Annotated in this window: 15 protein-coding genes; 11 read left to right on the top strand and 4 right to left on the bottom strand. The window is 52.2% G+C overall.

The genetic code is table 11. The features are described 5' to 3' along the window. Positions 1 to 246: 246 nt before the first annotated feature. The 4 genes from GC087_RS22805 (at position 247) to GC087_RS22820 (ending at position 6,445) form a co-directional block, all read left to right on the top strand. On the top strand, positions 247 to 939 hold the full coding sequence (locus GC087_RS22805) for a response regulator (protein ID WP_006121952.1): 693 nt from the start codon (positions 247 to 249) through the stop codon (positions 937 to 939). Beyond that, positions 936 to 2,123: a sensor histidine kinase gene (locus tag GC087_RS22810; RefSeq protein ID WP_324030730.1), complete on the top strand. Its 1,188-nt coding sequence runs from the start codon at positions 936 to 938 to the stop codon at positions 2,121 to 2,123. The genes GC087_RS22805 and GC087_RS22810 overlap by 4 nt, the downstream gene beginning before the upstream one ends. Positions 2,124 to 2,240: 117 nt before the next feature. After that, entirely contained in the window at positions 2,241 to 3,374 is a 1,134-nt protein-coding gene (locus tag GC087_RS22815) for an efflux RND transporter periplasmic adaptor subunit (protein WP_058708899.1), read from the top strand. Then, a complete protein-coding gene (locus GC087_RS22820) occupies positions 3,371 to 6,445 on the top strand; it encodes an efflux RND transporter permease subunit (protein WP_324030731.1) in 3,075 nt (1,024 codons plus the stop codon). Before GC087_RS22815 ends, GC087_RS22820 begins: the two co-directional genes overlap by 4 nt. A gap of 252 nt (positions 6,446 to 6,697) precedes the next feature. Here the strand turns inward: GC087_RS22820 and GC087_RS22825 are convergent, their stop codons facing one another. Further along, the gene (locus GC087_RS22825; RefSeq protein ID WP_039339469.1) at positions 6,698 to 8,356 is read right to left on the bottom strand and encodes a methyl-accepting chemotaxis protein; all 1,659 of its coding nucleotides are present in this window, start codon (positions 8,354 to 8,356) and stop codon (positions 6,698 to 6,700) included. A gap of 312 nt (positions 8,357 to 8,668) precedes the next feature. Here GC087_RS22825 and GC087_RS22830 point away from each other — a divergent pair, with 312 nt between their 5' ends. Continuing rightward, positions 8,669 to 9,013, top strand: coding sequence for a gamma-glutamylcyclotransferase family protein (locus GC087_RS22830; protein ID WP_044243074.1), 345 nt, complete (start codon positions 8,669 to 8,671; stop codon positions 9,011 to 9,013). A 4-nt stretch (positions 9,014 to 9,017) separates the two neighbouring features. On the opposite strand, the gene GC087_RS22835 is transcribed toward GC087_RS22830, so the two are convergent. Next, entirely contained in the window at positions 9,018 to 9,923 is a 906-nt protein-coding gene (locus GC087_RS22835; protein WP_324030732.1) for a DMT family transporter, read from the bottom strand. Between the two features lie 170 nt (positions 9,924 to 10,093). Between GC087_RS22835 and GC087_RS22840 the strand changes: the two genes are divergently transcribed. From GC087_RS22840 to GC087_RS22850, 4 genes are all read left to right on the top strand, one after another. After that, positions 10,094 to 10,978 carry a helix-turn-helix transcriptional regulator gene (locus GC087_RS22840; protein ID WP_039339471.1) on the top strand — a complete coding sequence of 295 codons (885 nt, stop codon included), beginning with the start codon at positions 10,094 to 10,096 and terminating at the stop codon, positions 10,976 to 10,978. A gap of 596 nt (positions 10,979 to 11,574) precedes the next feature. Then, positions 11,575 to 11,670, top strand: a complete 96-nt coding sequence (gene mgtR / locus GC087_RS25880) for a protein MgtR (RefSeq protein ID WP_110268492.1) — start codon at positions 11,575 to 11,577, stop codon at positions 11,668 to 11,670. A 9-nt stretch (positions 11,671 to 11,679) separates the two neighbouring features. Further along, positions 11,680 to 11,766 (top strand): magnesium transporter protection protein MgtU, encoded by an 87-nt coding sequence (gene mgtU, locus GC087_RS25885; protein WP_353247409.1) that lies wholly within the window; start codon positions 11,680 to 11,682, stop codon positions 11,764 to 11,766. Positions 11,767 to 12,054: 288 nt separating this feature from the next. Then, positions 12,055 to 13,089 carry an alpha/beta hydrolase gene (locus tag GC087_RS22850; protein ID WP_058702535.1) on the top strand — a complete coding sequence of 345 codons (1,035 nt, stop codon included), beginning with the start codon at positions 12,055 to 12,057 and terminating at the stop codon, positions 13,087 to 13,089. A 38-nt stretch (positions 13,090 to 13,127) separates the two neighbouring features. Here GC087_RS22850 and GC087_RS22855 read toward each other — a convergent pair whose 3' ends face one another. Together GC087_RS22855 and GC087_RS22860 are read right to left on the bottom strand one after the other, a co-directional pair. After that, positions 13,128 to 14,600, bottom strand: coding sequence for a mannitol dehydrogenase family protein (locus GC087_RS22855; RefSeq protein WP_262960128.1), 1,473 nt, complete (start codon positions 14,598 to 14,600; stop codon positions 13,128 to 13,130). 851 nt (positions 14,601 to 15,451) lie between these two features. Further along, positions 15,452 to 16,438, bottom strand: a complete 987-nt coding sequence (locus GC087_RS22860) for a D-threonate 4-phosphate dehydrogenase (RefSeq protein ID WP_058702533.1) — start codon at positions 16,436 to 16,438, stop codon at positions 15,452 to 15,454. A gap of 503 nt (positions 16,439 to 16,941) precedes the next feature. Between GC087_RS22860 and GC087_RS22865 the strand changes: the two genes are divergently transcribed. Beyond that, the gene (locus GC087_RS22865) at positions 16,942 to 18,087 is read left to right on the top strand and encodes an iron-containing alcohol dehydrogenase (RefSeq protein ID WP_058702531.1); all 1,146 of its coding nucleotides are present in this window, start codon (positions 16,942 to 16,944) and stop codon (positions 18,085 to 18,087) included. 22 nt (positions 18,088 to 18,109) lie between these two features. After that, a complete protein-coding gene (locus GC087_RS22870; protein ID WP_033742431.1) occupies positions 18,110 to 18,991 on the top strand; it encodes a dihydrodipicolinate synthase family protein in 882 nt (293 codons plus the stop codon). Positions 18,992 to 19,068: the final 77 nt, after the last annotated feature.

Consider the following 19,068-nt stretch of genomic DNA (forward strand, 5'->3'; position numbering starts at 1 on the left):
TTCATTATTTCTGATCGAGCCCTTTTTCATTACGTTTTTTTATTAGGCGTATTGTTTTTCTCTCTGGCATCCTGCGCATTCCCTTCTCTTCCTCCAGCCGACATTAAACTGACCATGTCTTGCCGATTTTTTCAGGTTATTATCGTTTTGCTTAATCACATTAAATGCAGACGACACGGCTGACATGCCAATAGAGCGGTGCGGGCACATACGGGAAATGAGGGAGAAAAAGTCAAAGTGGCCCCAATGAAGTCTAAACGTGTACTGATTATCGAAGATGATGCCGATGCAGCCGGCGTACTTGAAGCCTATCTTAAACGTGAAGGCTACACGGTGATGATTGCTGGCGATGGAATGACAGGACTTGACCACGCGCAACGGTGGCAGCCCGATCTCATTCTGCTTGATGTGATGCTGCCCGTCATGAACGGCACGGAAGTTCTGGCGGCCCTTCGACGCAGGGGAAATACACCAGTGATTATGGTGACAGCGATGGGAGATGCCCCCGACAGGATCGGCGCATTACGCTATGGTGCAGATGATTATGTGGTGAAACCCTACCATCCTGGCGAGGTCGTCGCACGTGTTCAGGCCGTTTTACGTCGCACCCAACAAAGTACCGTCCCCGACAGCACATTGTGTTGGGCGGGCCTGGAAGTCGACACTGAATCGCTGACAGCGGTAGTAAAAAATGAACAGGGCATTCAGCGGCTCGATCTGACCCCAACGGAGTTTTCGATTCTGGTGACGTTGATGCGCGCCCCAACCCGCCCGTTTAGTCGCTTATTCTTGCTTGAACACTGCCTGCCTGAAAGTGATGCGCTTGAGCGCGTGGTTGATACCCATGTTTATAACCTGCGACGCAAACTGGAAGCCGCAGGCATGTCAGATATCTTACCTGCGGTTCGCAGCGTGGGTTACAGGTTCAGACAACCATGAAACTAAAAACGCACGACTCAATGTGGCGCTGGATCTGCATCCGTATTTTGATAATCGGTCTGGGAAGCGTCATCCTTATCGCGTTTTGCATGTGGCTGCGTTTCGCGCTGCAAATGCTCTGGGTTTACTCTCGCATGCCTGCGGACGTCTGGGCGGAGTTTTCCCGCATACGGTTACACCCGGAGCAGGCACCGGCTCGCTTTCATCAGATTGTCGATCAGTGGTGGGGCGTCGGCTTTTCCGACCCGTCAATCGCCTCGGCTGACTGGCTGACGGTCGCCGTGCTGGTCGCCGTGGTGATTCCGTTCTTTATTGTAATGGGGCTGCGCTTCGCCCGACCGCTGGCGAAACAGTTTAGTCAGCTGGCGAATGCGGCACGCGATGTGGCACAGGGGAAATTCGGCACATCGGTCGGTCAGGTCGACGGCGCGCCACAGGAATTAGTGCGGTTTACGGAAGACTTTAATCTGATGACCCAGCAGTTAGCCCGTTACGAACGCGAACTTAAAGCTTCGCAGGTTGCCATTGCTCATGAACTACGATCGCCACTCACCGCAGCCATTGGCCGCTTACAAGGCATTGTCGACGGCGTATTTGCGCCGGAACCTCAGCAGTTCTCCATGATCATGAAGCAGCTGACGCAGCTGAGCCGCCTGACGGATGAACTGCACTTATTATCGTTAGCGGAAGCTGGCCAGCTTACGCTCAGCCTGAGCCGGTTTAACCTTACCGAAGTGTTACGCGAACGTACGGCGTGGCTAGCGCCTCAGGCTGAAGCCGAACAGATGGTGATTGAGGTGCAGTCACCCGGCCAACTCTCTTTCACTGGCGATGTCTCCCGGCTGGGCCAGGTGGTAACCATCTTAACGGAAAATGCACTGCGCTATGCCGCAGAGGGGAAACGGTTTTATGTGACCGCTCATACCTCGCCCGCCGCTGTCACACTGCAGTTTCGTGACTATGGGCCGGGCGTGGATCCTCAGTTTCTGCCTGTCATTTTCGACCGTTTCACCCGGGCAGAATCGTCACGCGCACGGCATTCCGGCGGAAGCGGTCTCGGCATGTCTATTGCGAAGGCTATCGTGGAGGCGCACGGTGGGGAGATATTTGCACGTTTGCCTGCGGACGGCGGACTGCAGATTACGATCGCTTTGCCTTTATCTGACGACGCGCGCTCAATCTGAGTGCGTGCTGGCCTGTACAGGCTTTTTTGTCTGCCTTGACCATTTCTTGATAATTCATCGAAGGTTTCTGGACATAACCCGCTTTAAATGAGCCTGTCTCATTTCAGGAATACGGTTATGACAGATTTTATTCCCGCTTTTGCCCGCCAGGCGCTGCGTCATCTGAGCTTTCCGGGTTATGTGTTACCGTCACTGTTTGTCGTGGCAGGCATGCTTATCCTGTCAGGCTGCCGGGAGGAAGCGCCGCCTGCGCGTGAAGCGCCTCGTCCCGTGCGGACAGTACTGGTTCCGCCCTTCTCCAGCGGTGGACTGATGACGCAGACGGGTGAAATTCGTGCCCATGAAGAAATTTCGCTGGCTTTCAGGCTGGATGGCCGCGTCATTACCCGCACCACGGACATTGGACAGCATGTGAATGCCGGTCAGGTTCTGGCGACCTTAGACAGTAATGCCGCTCAAAACCAGCTCAGCAGTGCCACTGCCGATCTGGCGAGTGCGCGCGCTTCAGAACATGTTGCCGCACTAACGCTGCGTCGTATGCAGCAGCTGATGCCCGGTGGGGCCATTTCCCGTTCGCAGTTAGACAGTGCAAAAGGTGACTGGCAGGCGGCCGTTTCACGGCGTCAGAGCAGTGAAGCCGCGCTTAAAAATGCCCAGGATAATCTCAACTGGACGCAGCTTACCGCGCCGCGCGCCGGTGTCATTACCGCCGTCAATGTCCAGCCGGGTCAGGTGGTAAGCGCCGCGCAGTCCGTAATGACGCTTGCCGCTGATGGCGATCGCGATGCTGTCTTTGACCTTGCTGAACCCTCGCTGGCGGAGTACGCCTCCTCCACGCCCTTCAGCATTACGCTGTTATCGAACCCTGCGATAAAGACACAAGGGCATTTTCGCGATATCAGTCCGCAGGCCGATCCGCAGACCCGCACCTGGCGGCTGCGTGTCATGCTGCCTCAACCGCCGGTCGCTATGGCGTTGGGGTCGACCGTCGTGGGGGCCTTTCCCGGTAAAGCCGAACAGGTTGTCACCCTGCCCGCCAGCGCTCTCACGCGTGCCGGTGATCGTCCCGCCGTTTTTGTGGTGAACACCCAGTCCCATCAGCTTTCACTCAGGCCGGTCACGCTGGCGCGCTTCGATGCCCAACATATCTATCTCAGTGCTGGCGTGATACCGGGTGAGCGCGTAGTCACCGCAGGCGTGAAAACGCTCTTGCCGGGAGAGCGGGTACAGTCCGGGGAGGATGAAAAATGAGAAGATCGGCTGAAAGAGCCCGCTTTAATCTCTCTGCCTGGGCGTTAGCACATCAGCAACTGGTGGTGTTTTTCATGCTGTTGGTGATGACGACGGGTGTACTGAGTTACATCGATCTGCCCCGTAATGAAGATCCGGCGTTTACCATCAAAACGGCGGTCGTGTCCGCACAATGGCCCGGTGCCACGGTGGAAGACACGATGCAGTTAGTGACGGATACGCTGGAAAAAAAACTGCAGGAAACACCGTTCCTGGATTTTATCGAGAGTGAAACCCGGGCGGGAAAGGCCGTCATCTTTGTTAACCTGCGTGATGATACGCCGCCGGATCAGGTCCCGACTATCTGGTACCAGATTCGGAAAAAAATGCAGGATATCGCCTCATCGCTTCCACAAGGCGTTCAGGGTCCCGCTGTTAATGACGAATTTGGCGACACCTATGGCACGATTTATGGCTTTACGGCCGATGGCTTCAGTCCGCGAGAACTGCGGGATAAAGTCGATGAGATCCGTCGAAGCCTGATGGATGTGCCAGACATGGGTAAAATTACCCTGCCCGGCGAACAGGAAGAACACATTGTTATCGCGTTTTCGCCACGGCAGTTAGCGGGCATGGGCCTTACGCTTCGGGAGGTAAGTGATGCTCTGGCCGCGCAAAATGCCGTTGCGCCCGCAGGTGTAATACGCACTGATAAAGAAAATATTGCACTTCATGTCAGTGGTGCATTGACCTCGGCTGATAACCTTAATGCCATTACCTTACATATCGGCCAGCGCTTTATCCCGCTGACCAGTATTGCCACGATAACGCTTCAGCCTGCTGAACCGCCGGCATCAACCTTCCGGGTCAACGGCGAGCCTGGCATTGGCCTGGCCATCTCCATGGCCCCGACGGGTAATATGCTGAAATTTGGTCAGGCCATTCATGCGCGCATGGAGACGATTGCCGCCCAGCTCCCGCACGGTATCACGATGGTGAAGATCGCCGATCAATCCACCGTTGTTAAAACCGCCGTCAGTGGCTTTGTGCGGGTGCTGGCGGAAGCGGTACTGATCGTTCTGGCAATCTCGTTTTTCTCGCTGGGTTTCCGTGCCGGGCTGGTGGTCGCCGCTGCGATTCCCCTCGTTCTGGCCATGACATTCGTCGGCATGACAGTGGCCGGTATTGGCCTGCAACGCATTTCGCTGGGGGCTCTCATTATTGCGCTGGGTTTACTGGTCGATGATGCCATGATCACGGTTGAAACCATGGTTTCCCGCCTTGAGGCGGGAGACAGCAAAGCGCAGGCCGCAACCTTTGCGTTTAAAACCACCGCGTTTCCTATGCTGACGGGAACGCTGGTGATGATCGCCGGTTTTATTCCGGTCGGTTTTGCGGCCTCCAGCGCCGGTGAATATTGTTACTCTCTTTTTGCAGTCGTGCTGATCTCGCTGCTGTGCTCCTGGGTCGTGGCGATTCTGTTTTCCCCTGTTATCGGCACCTGGCTGTTAACTGAGCAGGTGACAGCCCCATCACCACCTCCCGGTCTGATGGCCCGCTGCTATCGTCGTCTGCTTGATCGGGTTTTACACTACCGCTGGACAACCGTGATAAGCGCCTTGTTATTGCTGGGAATGGGGATTGCAGGCACTACATTGATGCAGGGCGAATTCTTCCCCGCGTCCGATCGTCCCGAGCTGTTAGTGAATCTTTCGCTGGCGGCAAATGCCTCTCAAAGTGAAACGACACGGCGTACCGCACAGCTGGAAACCCTGTTGCGCGCCGATCACGATGTCGATCACTTCTCCAGCTATGTCGGCGCAGGTGCCGTGCGGTTTTATTTGCCCATGGAAGTCTTGCTGGACAATGAAAATGTGGCGCAACTGGTTGTGGTGACTAAGAACCTGGAAGCGCGCGATCGCGTTCGACGCCGCCTGGAGGCGACACTGGCGCGGGATTTCAGCGATCTGACTGCCCGTGTGGCCCCTCTCGAACTGGGTCCACCCGTCGGCTGGCCATTGAAATACCGCGTCACCGGCCCTGACTACAGCAAAGTACGGGACATCGCGGAAAAACTGGCTGCTCAACTTTCGCGTTCGCCGAATACGCGTGAGGTAAATATGACGGCTGGCGAGCCCGAGCGGGAAATCAATGTTGAGGTAAACCAGACTGCTGCACGCGCCGTCGGCGTCTCCTCAGAAAGCATTGCTTCCACACTAAATACTGTCATGTCCGGCAGTACCGTGACCACGGTTCGCGATCATAACCGGCTGATAGATGTGGTTCTGCGCGGCAACGATCGGGAACGACAGGACACAGCCATCTTAGACAGCCTGATGCTCAACACAGCTTCCGGGCAAAAAATTCCGCTTGGGCAGGTCGCCACACTGAAATGGCAGCTCGACGATCCGGTGATTTGGCGACGACAGCGTTTGCCCTATATCACCGTGCAAACCGATATTGCACCTGAGCAACGGGCCGAAACGGTGTCTGATCAACTGAGACCTGGCCTGGATACTCTGCGGGCAACCTTGCCCGCAGGTTACGCCATTGAAGAAGGTGGAACCGTCGCCGAGTCGAATAAAGGTAACAGTTCGGTGTTTGCCGTTTTGCCGGTCACCCTGTGCTGCATGCTTGTGTTATTGATGCTGCAGTTGAAGCGGTTCTCCAGAATGCTGCTTGCGCTGCTGATGGCACCTTTCGGCCTGCCGGGGATTGTCCTGGCAATGTTACCGGGTGGCACGCCGATGGGGTTTGTCGCACTGCTGGGCATCATTGCGCTGGCGGGCATGATTATCCGTAACGCCGTAATCATGATCAGCGAGGTAGACAGCCATGCGCAGGCTGGCATGGCACAGGGTGACGCCATCCGCCATGCCGCACTGCACCGGGCGCGTCCCATCCTGCTCACTGCCTGCGCGGCAATCTTCGGCATGTTACCTATTTCACATCAGGTTTTCTGGGGGCCAATGGCATTCGCGATCATCGGTGGGCTGATCACCGGCACATTGGTCACGCTGACCCTGCTGCCTGCCTCACTCAGCCTGATAATGGCATGGGAAAACCGCGGCGCGCCCCGATCGCGCAAATGAGGGCGGCGAATATTGTCACTGGGTTACGGATCGCAGTGCGCAACGGAATGAGGCATACGGTCCGGGTATGGAGGGCATGAATGGCGCACAAGGCCTGCACAGTATCACTAGCGTGCATCGAAGGAGAGAAACGCGTCTTATGCGCCAAAAAGAAGGCTTTTCGCCACGCAAAACGTATATCAAGAAGAAAGCGCTGCGATATCGCAGCGCTCGTGTTGTGGGCCTGAAGCGATCAGGCCCAGTGACAGCGCATCAGAAACTTTCCCAGTTAACCTTGTCTGCACCGGTGGCATTCAGTTGCGGTCTTTTTAACACAGGCGATGCATAGCTCACGGCTACAGGGGACGATACTGCCACCTGCGTGACGCTCTCGTTAACTTTGAACGTTGACACCAGTCTCGACAACGTTTCCGCCTGCTCCTGTAAAGATTTGGATGCAGATGAAGCTTCCTCAACCAGGGAGGCGTTCTGCTGCGTGACCTCATCCATCTGGCCGATAGCCTGGTGCACCTGCTCAATGCCTTTGCTTTGCTCGGCTGTAGCAGCGGCAATTTCATTAACCAGATCGGCAACCTGCTGAATAGCATGGCCCACGTTATCGGAGTTACTGCCTACGCTTGTTGCCTGCGTCAGCCCCTGTTCAACCTGCGAAACAGACGTGGTGATTAACTCTTTAATTTCACGCGCCGCGGATGACGAACGTTGTGCCAGATTGCGAACTTCTGATGCCACGACCGCAAAACCACGGCCATGCTCACCCGCACGGGCAGCTTCAACCGCGGCGTTAAGGGCCAGAATATTCGTCTGAAATGCAATACCTTCGATCAACCCTGTGATATCAGATATTTTGGCTGAGCTACCGCGAATTTCATCCATCGTGGTCAGCATCTGACTCACGGCTTCGCCGTTCTGCCTGGACAGTTTATTGGCGTTATTGGCCAGGTTGCTGGCCTGGACTGCGCCCTCGGCATTTTGCCGTACGGTATCGCTGAGCGTAGCCATACTAACCGATGTCTCTTCCAGCGAGGCGGCCTGTTGCTCAGTGCGAGATGACAAATCTTCGTTGCCAGCCGCAATCTGCGTCGATCCTGTGCTGACGGATTGCGCCGCATGATTGACTGACAGCAGCGTAGTCGATACACGCTTAAGCAGATCATTAAACGCCATAGCCGTTTGACCAATCTCATCCTTTCTCAACACCGGCGCTAAGCGTGTCAGATCCAAATTGCTGCTCACTTCAGCCATGGTATCTTTGATGCTGGTAAGGCTACGTTTAATGCCAACAATAATATTTATTGAGAACGCACCGAGCAGCAAAATAATCAACAGTGATGCACAGGTCATCATCCAGACGGTCTTAGAATAAATCTGATTATTCTGTGCTCTGAGTGCATCACCAATCTGAATGTTCAGCTCAATTTGTTTAGTGAAATCAGACTCCATTTTACGTGCGGCAGCGCCAATGCCATTGTCACTTTGCAGGAGAGAAAGTGACAGTTCATTATTATGGCTACGTGACGCAGCAAGAAAAGCAGGTAACGCGCTGCGGACCGCATCGAGGTTACGATTGGCCCCAACGGTCATTTCTTTATCTTCATCACTGGAAATATCATTCGCCATATAATAATCATTTAATGACTTGATGTTATTAATAATGGTATTAATTTTTTGTTCTGCTTCAGCCTGCTTAGCGCTGTCTGTCGCCGTCTGATGGCGATACAGGGCCAGCCCCAGTTGGTTAGTTGCGCTAATTGACTTATTCAGATCTTTAATGCTGGGAATAGCATTAACCTGAACATATTCAAAGCGCGACTGAAAGCCCGAAATCACAGATAAAGAAACAGCAACAAGCGCACAAAGTGATAAAGCAAGCAAAGAAAATGCCAGCACTAAACGCTGCGTGATTGTCATAGAAAAAACTCCCCCGGATAGGTAAAAACTACAATTATTTTCACAGGCCTTTATCGGCAAATAACTAACCGGCTTTACAACGTAATTTTATTTCCAGAACCTTGAAAAAAAGAAAACAGCGACTATGACGGGATATTTTGTCACTAACAGAAACTATAGGGTTAAATGTGAACAGGTTGTTTCATTAAAATATAAATCCATGATAATAAGCGCATATTGCTACGCACCGCCTGTGCGTTAAAATAGAACGTTCTCCATAATGACAACCGCAGTTCGTGCAGCTAAGGTAGCGGTTTTTACACAGAGATTATGATGGAAAGGTTATTCGTTTATGGGACTTTGCGCCCGGGCCACAGTAATGCCCACATTCTCGACAGGGTCGGAGGCAACTGGCAGGCAGGCTTTGTAAGCGGCATTTTCTATCCTCAGGGGTGCGGAGCAGCCGCAGGCTTTCCTGGTCTGGTGCTGGATAGCCGAGGTCCGCGCGTTGAGGGTTACGTTTTTAGTTCTGATAATCTCTTATCATATTGGTCCATGCTGGACGAATTTGAAGACGGGTACGATCGCCTCAGGACGGAAGTGACCCTTGAAAACGGTGACACTGTCACCGCTTACGTCTATCAACTGCAACCGCAATGCACACCGCCGCGCGCATAAACAGCTAATGCGCGTTTGTCAGCGCTTTACGCCTGAACCACTGCATGGGGCGGGCAAACATTACCAGGTTACCGCTTAAAATCAGTAGCAAGCCGGCCACACTATGACTTTGCCAGGTATAGCCTTCAAAAAGTGTGGAGAACGATAACGCGACCAGAGGGAACATAAGTGTGGTGTAGGCGGCTTTGCCCGCACTTGTGCGTTTGATCAGGGTGAAATAAGCCCAGAAAGCGATGACGGAACCAAACACCGCCAGATAAAGTAAGGCGCCGAGATAAGTGAAGGTCCATTGCGGTGAGAAGCTGGCACCACGAATAATAGCGATAAGGCCCATAACGAGAGCACCATAAAACATGGCCCAGGCGTTGGTGGTCATCGTCTCAAGATGCCGACGCTGATGGCGCAGGCTGATCATATTGCCTAATGAAAAACCAAAGGTACCCAGTGCTGACAGCCCCATTCCCATGAGCGCGTTACTGTTCCAGTCGCTGATATGCAGATCGTGCCAGAACAGGACGACCATGCCGGTTAATCCCAGTGCGGCGGCAAACCAGAAACGGGGGAGTGGGCGCTGGCCAAAGAAAATATAACTGTTTACCGCGTTATAGAGCACGGCCATCGAAAAAATCACCGACTCCAGGCCTGTATTAATGTAAGCCGCAGCCGTGTAAAAACACCAAAAATTAAAGCAAAACACACAGCATCCCTGGATCAGACAAAACAGATGGTCCTGCCATGCCAGGCGGCGCAGGCGTCCCAGCAGCGTTAACAGTATCAGCATAATGACGCTGGCGATGGCAAACCGCCAGAATACCGAAACCGTGACATCTACAGGCCCCTGCTGTAAAAAAATAGCGATCCAGGTTGTTCCCCAAATCACGACCACAATGGCGTAAAGTATTGCGTTCATCGTTATCCCTCTGCCTCAGACTCTCTTCAACTGTGACGTAATCGCGAGGGGTCGGCTTTCATCATGTTGCGGTCGGGTTGCAAAATCTTGCGCATTTTAGCGTGATACATCTGGCTACCTGACGTCTGTCATCCTAGACTGGACCTCTGTTTATCAAGCGGAAGCATGCCATGTCTCGCGTTTACGACACCTTTGAAACACTGCGTCAAAAAAAGGCCGTGCTGCGGGAATCGGTGATGCTTAATTCGGGCATCCGACTGGCCGCCTGGCACAACAAACAAGACCGCGTTACCGTTAACAGCAATCATCATACGCTCAGCCTGTATATTGCTGATGGTTATGAGAGTTACCACAAAACGGCAAACGGATGGCGCAACGGCGGCGGACCGAATAAATTTTGCCTGATGCCGCAGCACAGTGAATCGACCTGGGATGTACGCAGCGATCTCTCCTTCGTGCATCTCTACTGCACAGATGAGCACCTGCGAGAGGTCGGTGAAAAGATTTGGGATCGCAGCCCGGCCTCGTTATCCCTCGATGAAAAGATTTTTGCCAGTGATGACACGATTACGGCGTTGTATCGCCAGTTTTTACTTAGCTGCGACTGGCAGCAGCCAGCCAATCAGCTGATGCTGAGCACCGCCAGCACGTTGTTGTTAACCCATCTGATTCAACACTATTCGTGTGTCCAGTGGCGGCTTCCCTCTGTCACGGGCGGACTTGCTCCCTATGTGTTGCGCAATACCCTGGCGTTTATTGATGCGCACCTGGCTCTGCCCCTTACTCTGAACGTTCTCGCCAGCCAGGCCAGTCTGAGTGAATATCATTTTGCCCGGATGTTTCGTCAGTCACTCGGCGTTGCACCTCACCAGTACGTGATGAAGCGCCGGATGGAAAACGCGCGTCAGATGATCGTATCGACATCATTGTCGTTAACCGAGATTGCACTGGAGAATGGTTTTAACTCACTGAGCCATTTCAGTAACCGGTTTAAGCAGGTGACCGGATCGACACCGTCGCAGTTACGCATGGCCAGCGGCCCTCAATTGTTATGAATCGTCTCAGTCATGGACGAAGCACCCCGCGAGTTAACCTAAACCAATCCTCACACATTGGCGGTTCGTGCTTTGACGCATTGTTTAACCTGATTACACTACGTGCAGATTCATTCGGACGCCCTGTGACGGGATAACCTTCTTTTTACCCTCCGGTGAGTAAAACGCTTTCGTGATGGTTTTGCTCGCCCTGGGGCGACAGCAGGCTTCCCGTCGCGATGACTGGCCTTTTGTCCGGTTAATCATGAATCAGACCATAAGGACCACCGTCATGTTTATGTTCAAAAATGCGCTATTCCCGCCTCCCGGATGGACGGCATCCTTGCTGTAAGGCATCCGTAAAGCGTTTTTAAACGCGGAACGGCAATGCGGCACCCCTGCCTTGCACAACGGAACCACACCACTGGCGTACTGGCAGACCTCACGCTGTTCCTGTGACGCGCTAACCCCTTTTTGAGTGAGGCGGCTTTACGCCTTTACCGGAAACCGGTGAGCCCCTGCTCTGCCTGAAGCCATGAAACAGACCTGTCCTGCCCCGATTTGTTGCTTTCTGCACAGTAGGGTCAGGCGCTCATCATTAACCAGGGAGGAATACTATGAATCGTTCATCCGAAACCGCGATAACCCTGATCTTTCTTTTTGTCGGCTTTATCGTGATGTCGGCAGGTATTTGGCAAATACTGACGCAGTGAGGGAAGGCAATGCGCAAGTTCACGCTTAACCAGATTTTTATTCAGGTTGTTGCCATAGCGGCCATCCTCATCCTGCTGACGATCGTGATTCGTTAACCACTCAGGACCAGACATTACCTGCGTCTGGTCCGTCAGATACCGGACCCGGTGGGCGCAGCGTAATGCCCACGACGGTGCCTGAGAACCCATTAAATTTTCTGGTCAAACATCCACTTTCGCGGAACACACGTAACCAACCCCCATAAAACCTTCGCTTTCATAATCTTGCTCAACACCGCGCTATGCCTTATGCGCTACCGTCTGCTGGCAAAGGCTGAACGCCCCTGCAACCTTTTAAAAACCCTTAACAATTCATACTTTCTTTCAACGTCTCAGGGAATAATTATGAATGTATGCCACACTTTTTTTATTGGGGGACTGGCCGTAATCATGACGATGAGTAACGCGATGGCAACGAAAAATACTGAACTGACCGGATACCGTGAAGGCGCAAAGGTGATTGAAGTCCACCCTGTGCGCAACCAGATTGATGCGATCACTGGCGTGGTTTATTCGCAGATTACAACGCTACGATCGGTCAGACCGCTTCACATGTCATTACTGGTGCCCCGCACCGATGCAGTCAAACCCGCAATTGTTTACTTTCCGGGCGGGGGGTTTACCAGTGCCGACCACGAGAAATTTATTCAGATGCGCATGGCGCTGGCAGAGGCGGGCTTTGTTGTGGCCGCAGCTGAATATCGTGTTGTACCGGATACCTTCCCTGCGCCGGTTGTTGACGGGAAAGCGGCCGTACGCTATCTGAGACAGCATGCAGAAACGTACGGTATCGATCCTCATCGTATTGGTGTTTTAGGCGATTCGGCAGGAGGCTGGCTGGCACAAATGCTGGGCATGACAAATGGTCAGACCGCTTTCGAACAGGGTGATTTTACAGAAACATCATCTGACGTCCAGGCCGCCGCCACGATTTACGGTATTTCAGATTTACGCAATATTGGTGAAGGCTTCTCTGAAGAGAATCAACAGGTCCATGCCTCACCGGCCGTCACTGAAGCCCTTTTGATTCATGGACCGGCCTTCCACGATTTTGCAGGCGCGTCTGTCATGGATGATCCCGATAAAGCCCGTCAGGCAAGTCCCATGGGCCATCTTGCGAACCCCAAACCGCCTTTCCTGATTATGCACGGTGACAAAGATTCACTCGTTTCACCGCATCAAAGTGCGCAACTCTTTGATGCGCTGAAAAAGGCAGGTGATAAGGTTGAGTACGTCGTGGTGAAAGGTGCAGAACATGGTGATGAGGTCTGGTATCAACCTGACGTCATCCGCCTGGTTGTGAACTGGTTTTCAGAGGTGCTGCACCCTGATACACGAACAGGCAGCAAGAGCACAGCCAATTTAAACGACAATTTGTAATGCACCAGGCAAACCACTTTATGTGGTTTGCCTGGTCATCAGTCTGCTGACACGTCAGCCATCAGGTCAGCGACAGTCTGTTTTGCCCCTTTGTCCAGTAGATGGAGATAGGACTTAACCACCTGCTGCACAAAACAGGGATTATCGGGCAGCGTGTGGCCGAATATAGCTTCCAGTCCTAACAGCGCTTTTACCCTCGCCTCCCCTTCTACGCTGCCGTCAACGGCGGTTCGTATAGACGCCAATAAAGGATCGCAGATCTCAATCTCTTTTCCCTGGTCATCCTTACCGCTGACATAGCGCATCCATGCGGCAATACCTAATGCAAGCAGATCAAAACGGCTGCCGCGCTTGAGGTGCCAGCAAACGGAATGTAACCAACGTTGCGGTAACTTCTGGCTGCCATCCATCGCAATTTGCCAGGTACGATGCTGTAGCGCGGGATTTTCATAGCGTGCAATCAGCCGATCGGCATAATCGATCAAATCAACGTTCTTAACGGTTAGCGTCGGTGCCTGTTCTGTCAACATTAAGCGTCGTGCCGCAAGGCGAAAGTTCGGGTCCTGCATACAGTCATAAATATGCTCATAACCCGCAAGGTTGCCCAGGTAAGCCAGAAATGAATGGCTGCCGTTCAACATACGCAGTTTCATCTCTTCGTAAGGCAGCACGTCTTTGACTAACTCTGCACCGGCTTTTTCCCATGCCGGCCGCCCTGCGACGAAATTATCCTCAATAACCCACTGGCGAAAGGGCTCACAGGCTACCGCGACGGGATCGGCCACCTGAATAAGCGCCGCGATCGCGTCAAGACTCTGCGGATTCATCGCCGGTACGATACGGTCCACCATGGTTGAAGGGAACGTCACCTGCTGTTCAATCCAGTCTGCCAGGTCGTTGTCACGTTGTCGGGCAAAAGCACGCACGACCTGACCGATCACTTTTCCGTTTTCTGGAATATTGTCGCAGGACAGCACAGTAAACGCAGGCAGACCAGCAGCCTTGCGACGCGCCAGTGCTTCAACGATGATCCCTGGCGCAGAAAGCGGCTGGTGAGGCTGAGCCAGATCAGCGACAATCTGAGGATGGTCGCGCATCAGCTCGCCCGTTGCCGGTGAATGACAATAGCCTTTCTCGGTAATCGTTAAGGAAACGATGGCAATTTCGGGCTGACACAGGGCGTGAAGTACGGCTTCGGTTCCATCGACCTGAGCGTGAAGCGCCTGCTTGACCACACCAATCACGCGCCCTTCCCAGCCATGAGCCGACATTTCTGCCACGCTGTACAATAATCCCTGACGTTTCAGATCGGCAATCTGTTGTTCCCCGCCGATGAGATTAACTTCGACGTAGCCCCAGTCGCTGTTATGTTCTGCTGCAAGAATATCGGCATAGACCGCCTGATGAGCCCGATGAAAAGCACCGAATCCAAGATGGACAATACGCGGAACGAGCTTATTCCTGTTCCATTTTGGAACCGTCGCCTTCGCATTCAGTAGGGTAGTTTGCATTTCTTTCTCACCTTATTTTTTATTAGCTGCGTGGACACTGACGTTAAATAACGGCAGCACCTGGAGATCGCCTTGATGTTTTCCTGTGCGGCGCCGTTTGGATCAAGCGCCTGAGAACACCACGGCAAAAGGAAAGTTTTTAAAACAGAATTGGTGCGGGAAGCCTATCGTCAGCGGCAGAATTGTTCCACTACCATACCAGTTATAATTAAAAAATGTGATGAATGGCAATTATGTCTTTTGGCAAAATTGTATTAATTAACAAAGAAAATAAAAATCATAACTTCTTTATAACTATAAATATTACTGGCACTACAGAAGAATTAACCTTCAAACAGGCTGATGCATATTAGCACGCTGTTTTGCGATGCGGGTGAATAACCAAAATTTAAAAAAATCCGAAAGAATGCTTTTAAAAAGGGCCGACCTCATCAGGCGTCATGTATAAAAAGACTTAATCGCACCAATGGGTTTAAGAGCACTCGGGTTTGAGGATGAGTTATTTCGCTACGGACAAAACGGAAATCAGGCAGAAACTCAACGCCGTATTTGACTGACGGGACATTAACGCTGAACGCTTTTTATTCCCCCATCTGGCGTCATTCGACGTGTACGTGGTAAGGCTGTCAGTTATGCCTCTGTGGAGCCGGAGCATTTAAACCAGTCCGATACGGTGCTGTATTGATATTGCACCCGCATGCGATGACAGACACCCGTTTCCCGACGCGTCGCTGTATTAAGGTTATATCGGTTCAGGTGCCCGTTTTATCGCGAAGGTTTGCACAACCGCCCAGAAGCCGTATGCAGGGCAACGCAATCATGTCACCCTGAGCCTCCCTTCCCGCACAACGCTATGCTTGCGTAATTTGCAGCGCCATATCAATCGAGATAGCCATACTTTCGGGATTCGCTTTACCGGTCCAGGCAATGTTAAAGGCCGTGCCATGATCGGCTGAGGTGCGCAGGAACGGTAAGCCTGCGGTAATATTTACGCCGTCGTAGAAGCCCAACAACTTGAGCGGAATATGGCCTTGATCATGATACATAGCCACAACGATGTCATACATGCCCTCATTGCATTGCATAAATACGGTGTCCGGCGGGCACGGGCCATAGACGTTTATGCCCTGCGCCTTCATCGCGTCAATCGCCGGTGTCAGCACGCGAATTTCCTCATCTCCGAACAACCCATTTTCACCCGCGTGTGGGTTAACGCCCGCAACCGCAATACGCGGCTGGCTATAACCGACCCGGCGCAAAAACGTATCGGCAATTCTGATTACCGTTTCAACGCGCGCCTGGCTGAGCGTATCCAGGAATGTCCGCAGAGAAATATGCGTGCTGACGTGGATCACTTTGAGTTTATCGGTGTAGAGCACCATCGAATAATCTTTGGTGTCAGTTAATTTTGCCAGTAATTCCGTATGGCCTGGATAATGATGGCCGGCCATATGCAGCGCTTCTTTATTCAGCGGAGCCGTCGCAATCGCTTTCACGTCACCGCGCATCGCCATTTCTGTTGCACGTTTGATGCATCGATAAGCCACATCGCCCGCTTCAGGCTGCACAACCCCACACTGTAGTGCCTCAGGATGTACCACTTTCTCATCGATAATATGAATAACGCCCGGCATAAAGGTGGCTTCGGACACGTTATTAATGACGTTTAATTCCGCCTGCGGCGTTATGTTCATTGCCAGTATGCGGCGGAACGTTTGTACACAACCGATAACCACAACGGGCGAACCCGCTAACGCGCCCTCGGTTAAGGCCTTAATAATAATTTCAGGACCGATCCCAGCCGGGTCGCCCATCGTAATCGCCACAACATTCGTCACTTATTTTCTCCTCAACGACGCTCAAAATTTTTAAAGGGGGAGATTCATTACCCAAACACCGGCTTTCGTTAATCCCGCCTGACGTCAGTCACAACCGGATGCATGCCCACCAGGAACATATTCCGCCGCCCTTCTGTGCCGCGTTGCGTCCGGGCCGAGACGGTTGCAGCAGCCCATTTAGCCATCCCTGACGCCTTGTCGCTAAAATCAGCCCAGCGTGCAAACCCGCATTGCCGTCGTTGAGCGTTTTCACTCATCCGGTCAACGGTCAGAGATATGGCCCTCTTGTTTTGTCGCCCCATGTCGTCAAAAGCGCCTGAAGATCAGAGCCACAACGCACCTCATCAGTTTTTACCCCTCACCTGAATGATTATATTCAATCACATTAGATTATATGTGAGCAAGATCAATTTAATAAAGCGCCATTTTATTTATAAATTTAGCCAGTGAGTGAGCGAAGTTAAGCGGAATGAAGAATTTCAGTCATTTATGGGGAGACAGACGTGGCATTAATTAACAGCACAATATTGAGCGGTTCCGACGCGATAAAGGCACTGACGCCGGTCGTCGCGGACAAACAACACCTGCTGGTTTTAACAGACAAGAACATTGTAAATTTGCCCGCGACCACGCAAATCATGACATTGCTCAGTCAGGATGGCCGTCACGTTAAACTGATCGATGATGTTCCGGCAGAACCCACGCATACCGATGTTGAAGCAGTGCTGTCGCGTACAGCAGGTAAAACGTTTGATTTAGTGGTGGGCATTGGCGGTGGAAGCGTACTGGATGTGGCGAAGCTGCTTTCTGTGTTATGTCACGTTGCGTCACCCTCCCTTAAGGCGCTGCTTGATGGCGGGAAAATTACAGCCCGTTTACCCTCACTGCTTATTCCCTCGACGGCGGGAACGGGTTCGGAAGCAACGCCCAATGCTATTCTGGCTATCCCTGAAAAAAACACCAAATCAGGCATCATTTCCCCTGTGATGCTGCCGGATTATGTCGCATTAATTCCAGAACTGACCACCAGCATGCCTGCGCATATCGCCTCATCAACGGGCATTGATGCACTGTGCCATTTACTGGAATGTTATACCGCCACCATTTCGAACCCTGTGGGTGACAACGTTGCGCTGATGGGCCTGCATAAGCTGTTCCGGAATCTGGAAACATCCGTCACTGAACCGCATAACCTGAACGCGAAGCTGGAAATGCTATGGGCTTCTTATTATGGCGGCGCGGCAATCGCGCACGCCGGCACCCATCTTGTTCATGCGCTTTCGTATCCTCTGGGAGGCACTTATCACCTGCCTCACGGCGTCGCCAATGCCATTCTGCTGGCACCCTGTATGAAAGTGGTGCGCCCGTTTGCCATCGACAAATTTGCCACTGTCTGGGACCTGATTCCGGGCGCCGATATCACATTGACCCCGGAAGAAAAATCGCACGCGCTGGTCGACTATCTCGCCAAATTAGTTAAACGGCTCAATCTGCCGGATAACCTGGAAACATTAGGCGTGCCGTCAGGTGATATTGATGCGCTGAGCGAGTCTGCACTCAATGTGAAGCGTTTAATGAACAATTCACCCTGCGCTGTAAGTCATCAGGATGTGGCTGATATTTACCGGACCCTGTTCCCTAAAATTTAACCGCCGAAAGGAGTGGATAAAGATGAAAAAAATAGAAGGTGTACTTACAGCGATTGTGACGCCTTTTACTCAGGAAGGTGATCTTTATCTTGATGAACTGAAACGCCAGGTTACCCGACAACTCAATGCCGGTAACGGTATTTTTTGCGGCGGCACAAATGGTGAATTCTTTGTTCTCAACGAAAAAGAAAAGCTTACTGTTACAGAAACCTGTGTTAACGAAGTGTCGGGGCGGGCAAAGGTTGTTGCCCATATTGGTGAGATCTCGACCCGGGACACCCTTCGCCTGGGTAAACAAATTGAAAAGCTGGGCGTGGATGCGGTTTCAGTAATCACGCCCTATTTTGTGCCGTTAAATCAACGCGAACTGATTAACCATTACACGGCAGTTGCGGATGGCCTTTCCGTACCGGTTTTTCTGTACAACATTCCGGCCAGAACAGGCAATACGATTGAACCAGAAACCGCCCGCACCCTTGCTGCCCATCCCAATATCATTGGTGTAAAAGACAGTGCCGGAAGTTATGAAAGCCTGCGCGACTATCTGGACGCGGTAAAAGAATGCGATAACTTTGACGTGCTTAACGGCCCCGATTCACTTATCCATCAAGGCTTTGTTGAAGGGTGCTCTGCCTGTATATCAGGTCTGGCTAACGTTGCACCGCACCAGATAAATGCGATCTGGTCACGCTTTCATGCCGGCGATATTGACGGATCACGTCAGGCGCAGGAACAGGTCACAGGGTTACGCACCGATCTTTATAAGGTCGCCTTTTCACCTGCAGCAGTAAAAAAAGCGCTACAAATTTTAGGCCATAACGTGGGCGAGAGCCGTTATGCCATTCATTTTGACGCTGCGCAGAAAGAGGAAATTCGCAGAATCATTAACCTGTACCTGAAATGATAATAAGAATTTATAAATTTTAAATACCGGGAGCATAAAGCGCTCCCCGAATTTATCTTGCTCTATCTGAGGCTATA

Origin of the sequence: Pantoea sp. JZ2 (genome assembly GCF_035191405.1) — a bacterium.
In the GTDB taxonomy this organism is placed as follows: Bacteria; Pseudomonadota; Gammaproteobacteria; order Enterobacterales; family Enterobacteriaceae; genus Pantoea; species Pantoea stewartii.

What these genes read in the sequence shown, in the direction of transcription:
- GC087_RS22805 (WP_006121952.1), top strand. Translation starts at nt 247, where the DNA reads ATGAAGTCTAAACGTGTACTGATTATCGAAGATGATGCCGATGCAGCC.
- GC087_RS22810 (WP_324030730.1), top strand. Translation starts at nt 936, where the DNA reads ATGAAACTAAAAACGCACGACTCAATGTGGCGCTGGATCTGCATCCGT.
- GC087_RS22815 (WP_058708899.1), top strand. Translation starts at nt 2,241, where the DNA reads ATGACAGATTTTATTCCCGCTTTTGCCCGCCAGGCGCTGCGTCATCTG.
- GC087_RS22820 (WP_324030731.1), top strand. Translation starts at nt 3,371, where the DNA reads ATGAGAAGATCGGCTGAAAGAGCCCGCTTTAATCTCTCTGCCTGGGCG.
- GC087_RS22825 (WP_039339469.1), bottom strand. Translation starts at nt 8,356, where the DNA reads ATGACAATCACGCAGCGTTTAGTGCTGGCATTTTCTTTGCTTGCTTTA.
- GC087_RS22830 (WP_044243074.1), top strand. Translation starts at nt 8,669, where the DNA reads ATGGAAAGGTTATTCGTTTATGGGACTTTGCGCCCGGGCCACAGTAAT.
- GC087_RS22835 (WP_324030732.1), bottom strand. Translation starts at nt 9,923, where the DNA reads ATGAACGCAATACTTTACGCCATTGTGGTCGTGATTTGGGGAACAACC.
- GC087_RS22840 (WP_039339471.1), top strand. Translation starts at nt 10,094, where the DNA reads ATGTCTCGCGTTTACGACACCTTTGAAACACTGCGTCAAAAAAAGGCC.
- mgtR (WP_110268492.1), top strand. Translation starts at nt 11,575, where the DNA reads ATGAATCGTTCATCCGAAACCGCGATAACCCTGATCTTTCTTTTTGTC.
- mgtU (WP_353247409.1), top strand. Translation starts at nt 11,680, where the DNA reads ATGCGCAAGTTCACGCTTAACCAGATTTTTATTCAGGTTGTTGCCATA.
- GC087_RS22850 (WP_058702535.1), top strand. Translation starts at nt 12,055, where the DNA reads ATGAATGTATGCCACACTTTTTTTATTGGGGGACTGGCCGTAATCATG.
- GC087_RS22855 (WP_262960128.1), bottom strand. Translation starts at nt 14,600, where the DNA reads ATGCAAACTACCCTACTGAATGCGAAGGCGACGGTTCCAAAATGGAAC.
- GC087_RS22870 (WP_033742431.1), top strand. Translation starts at nt 18,110, where the DNA reads ATGAAAAAAATAGAAGGTGTACTTACAGCGATTGTGACGCCTTTTACT.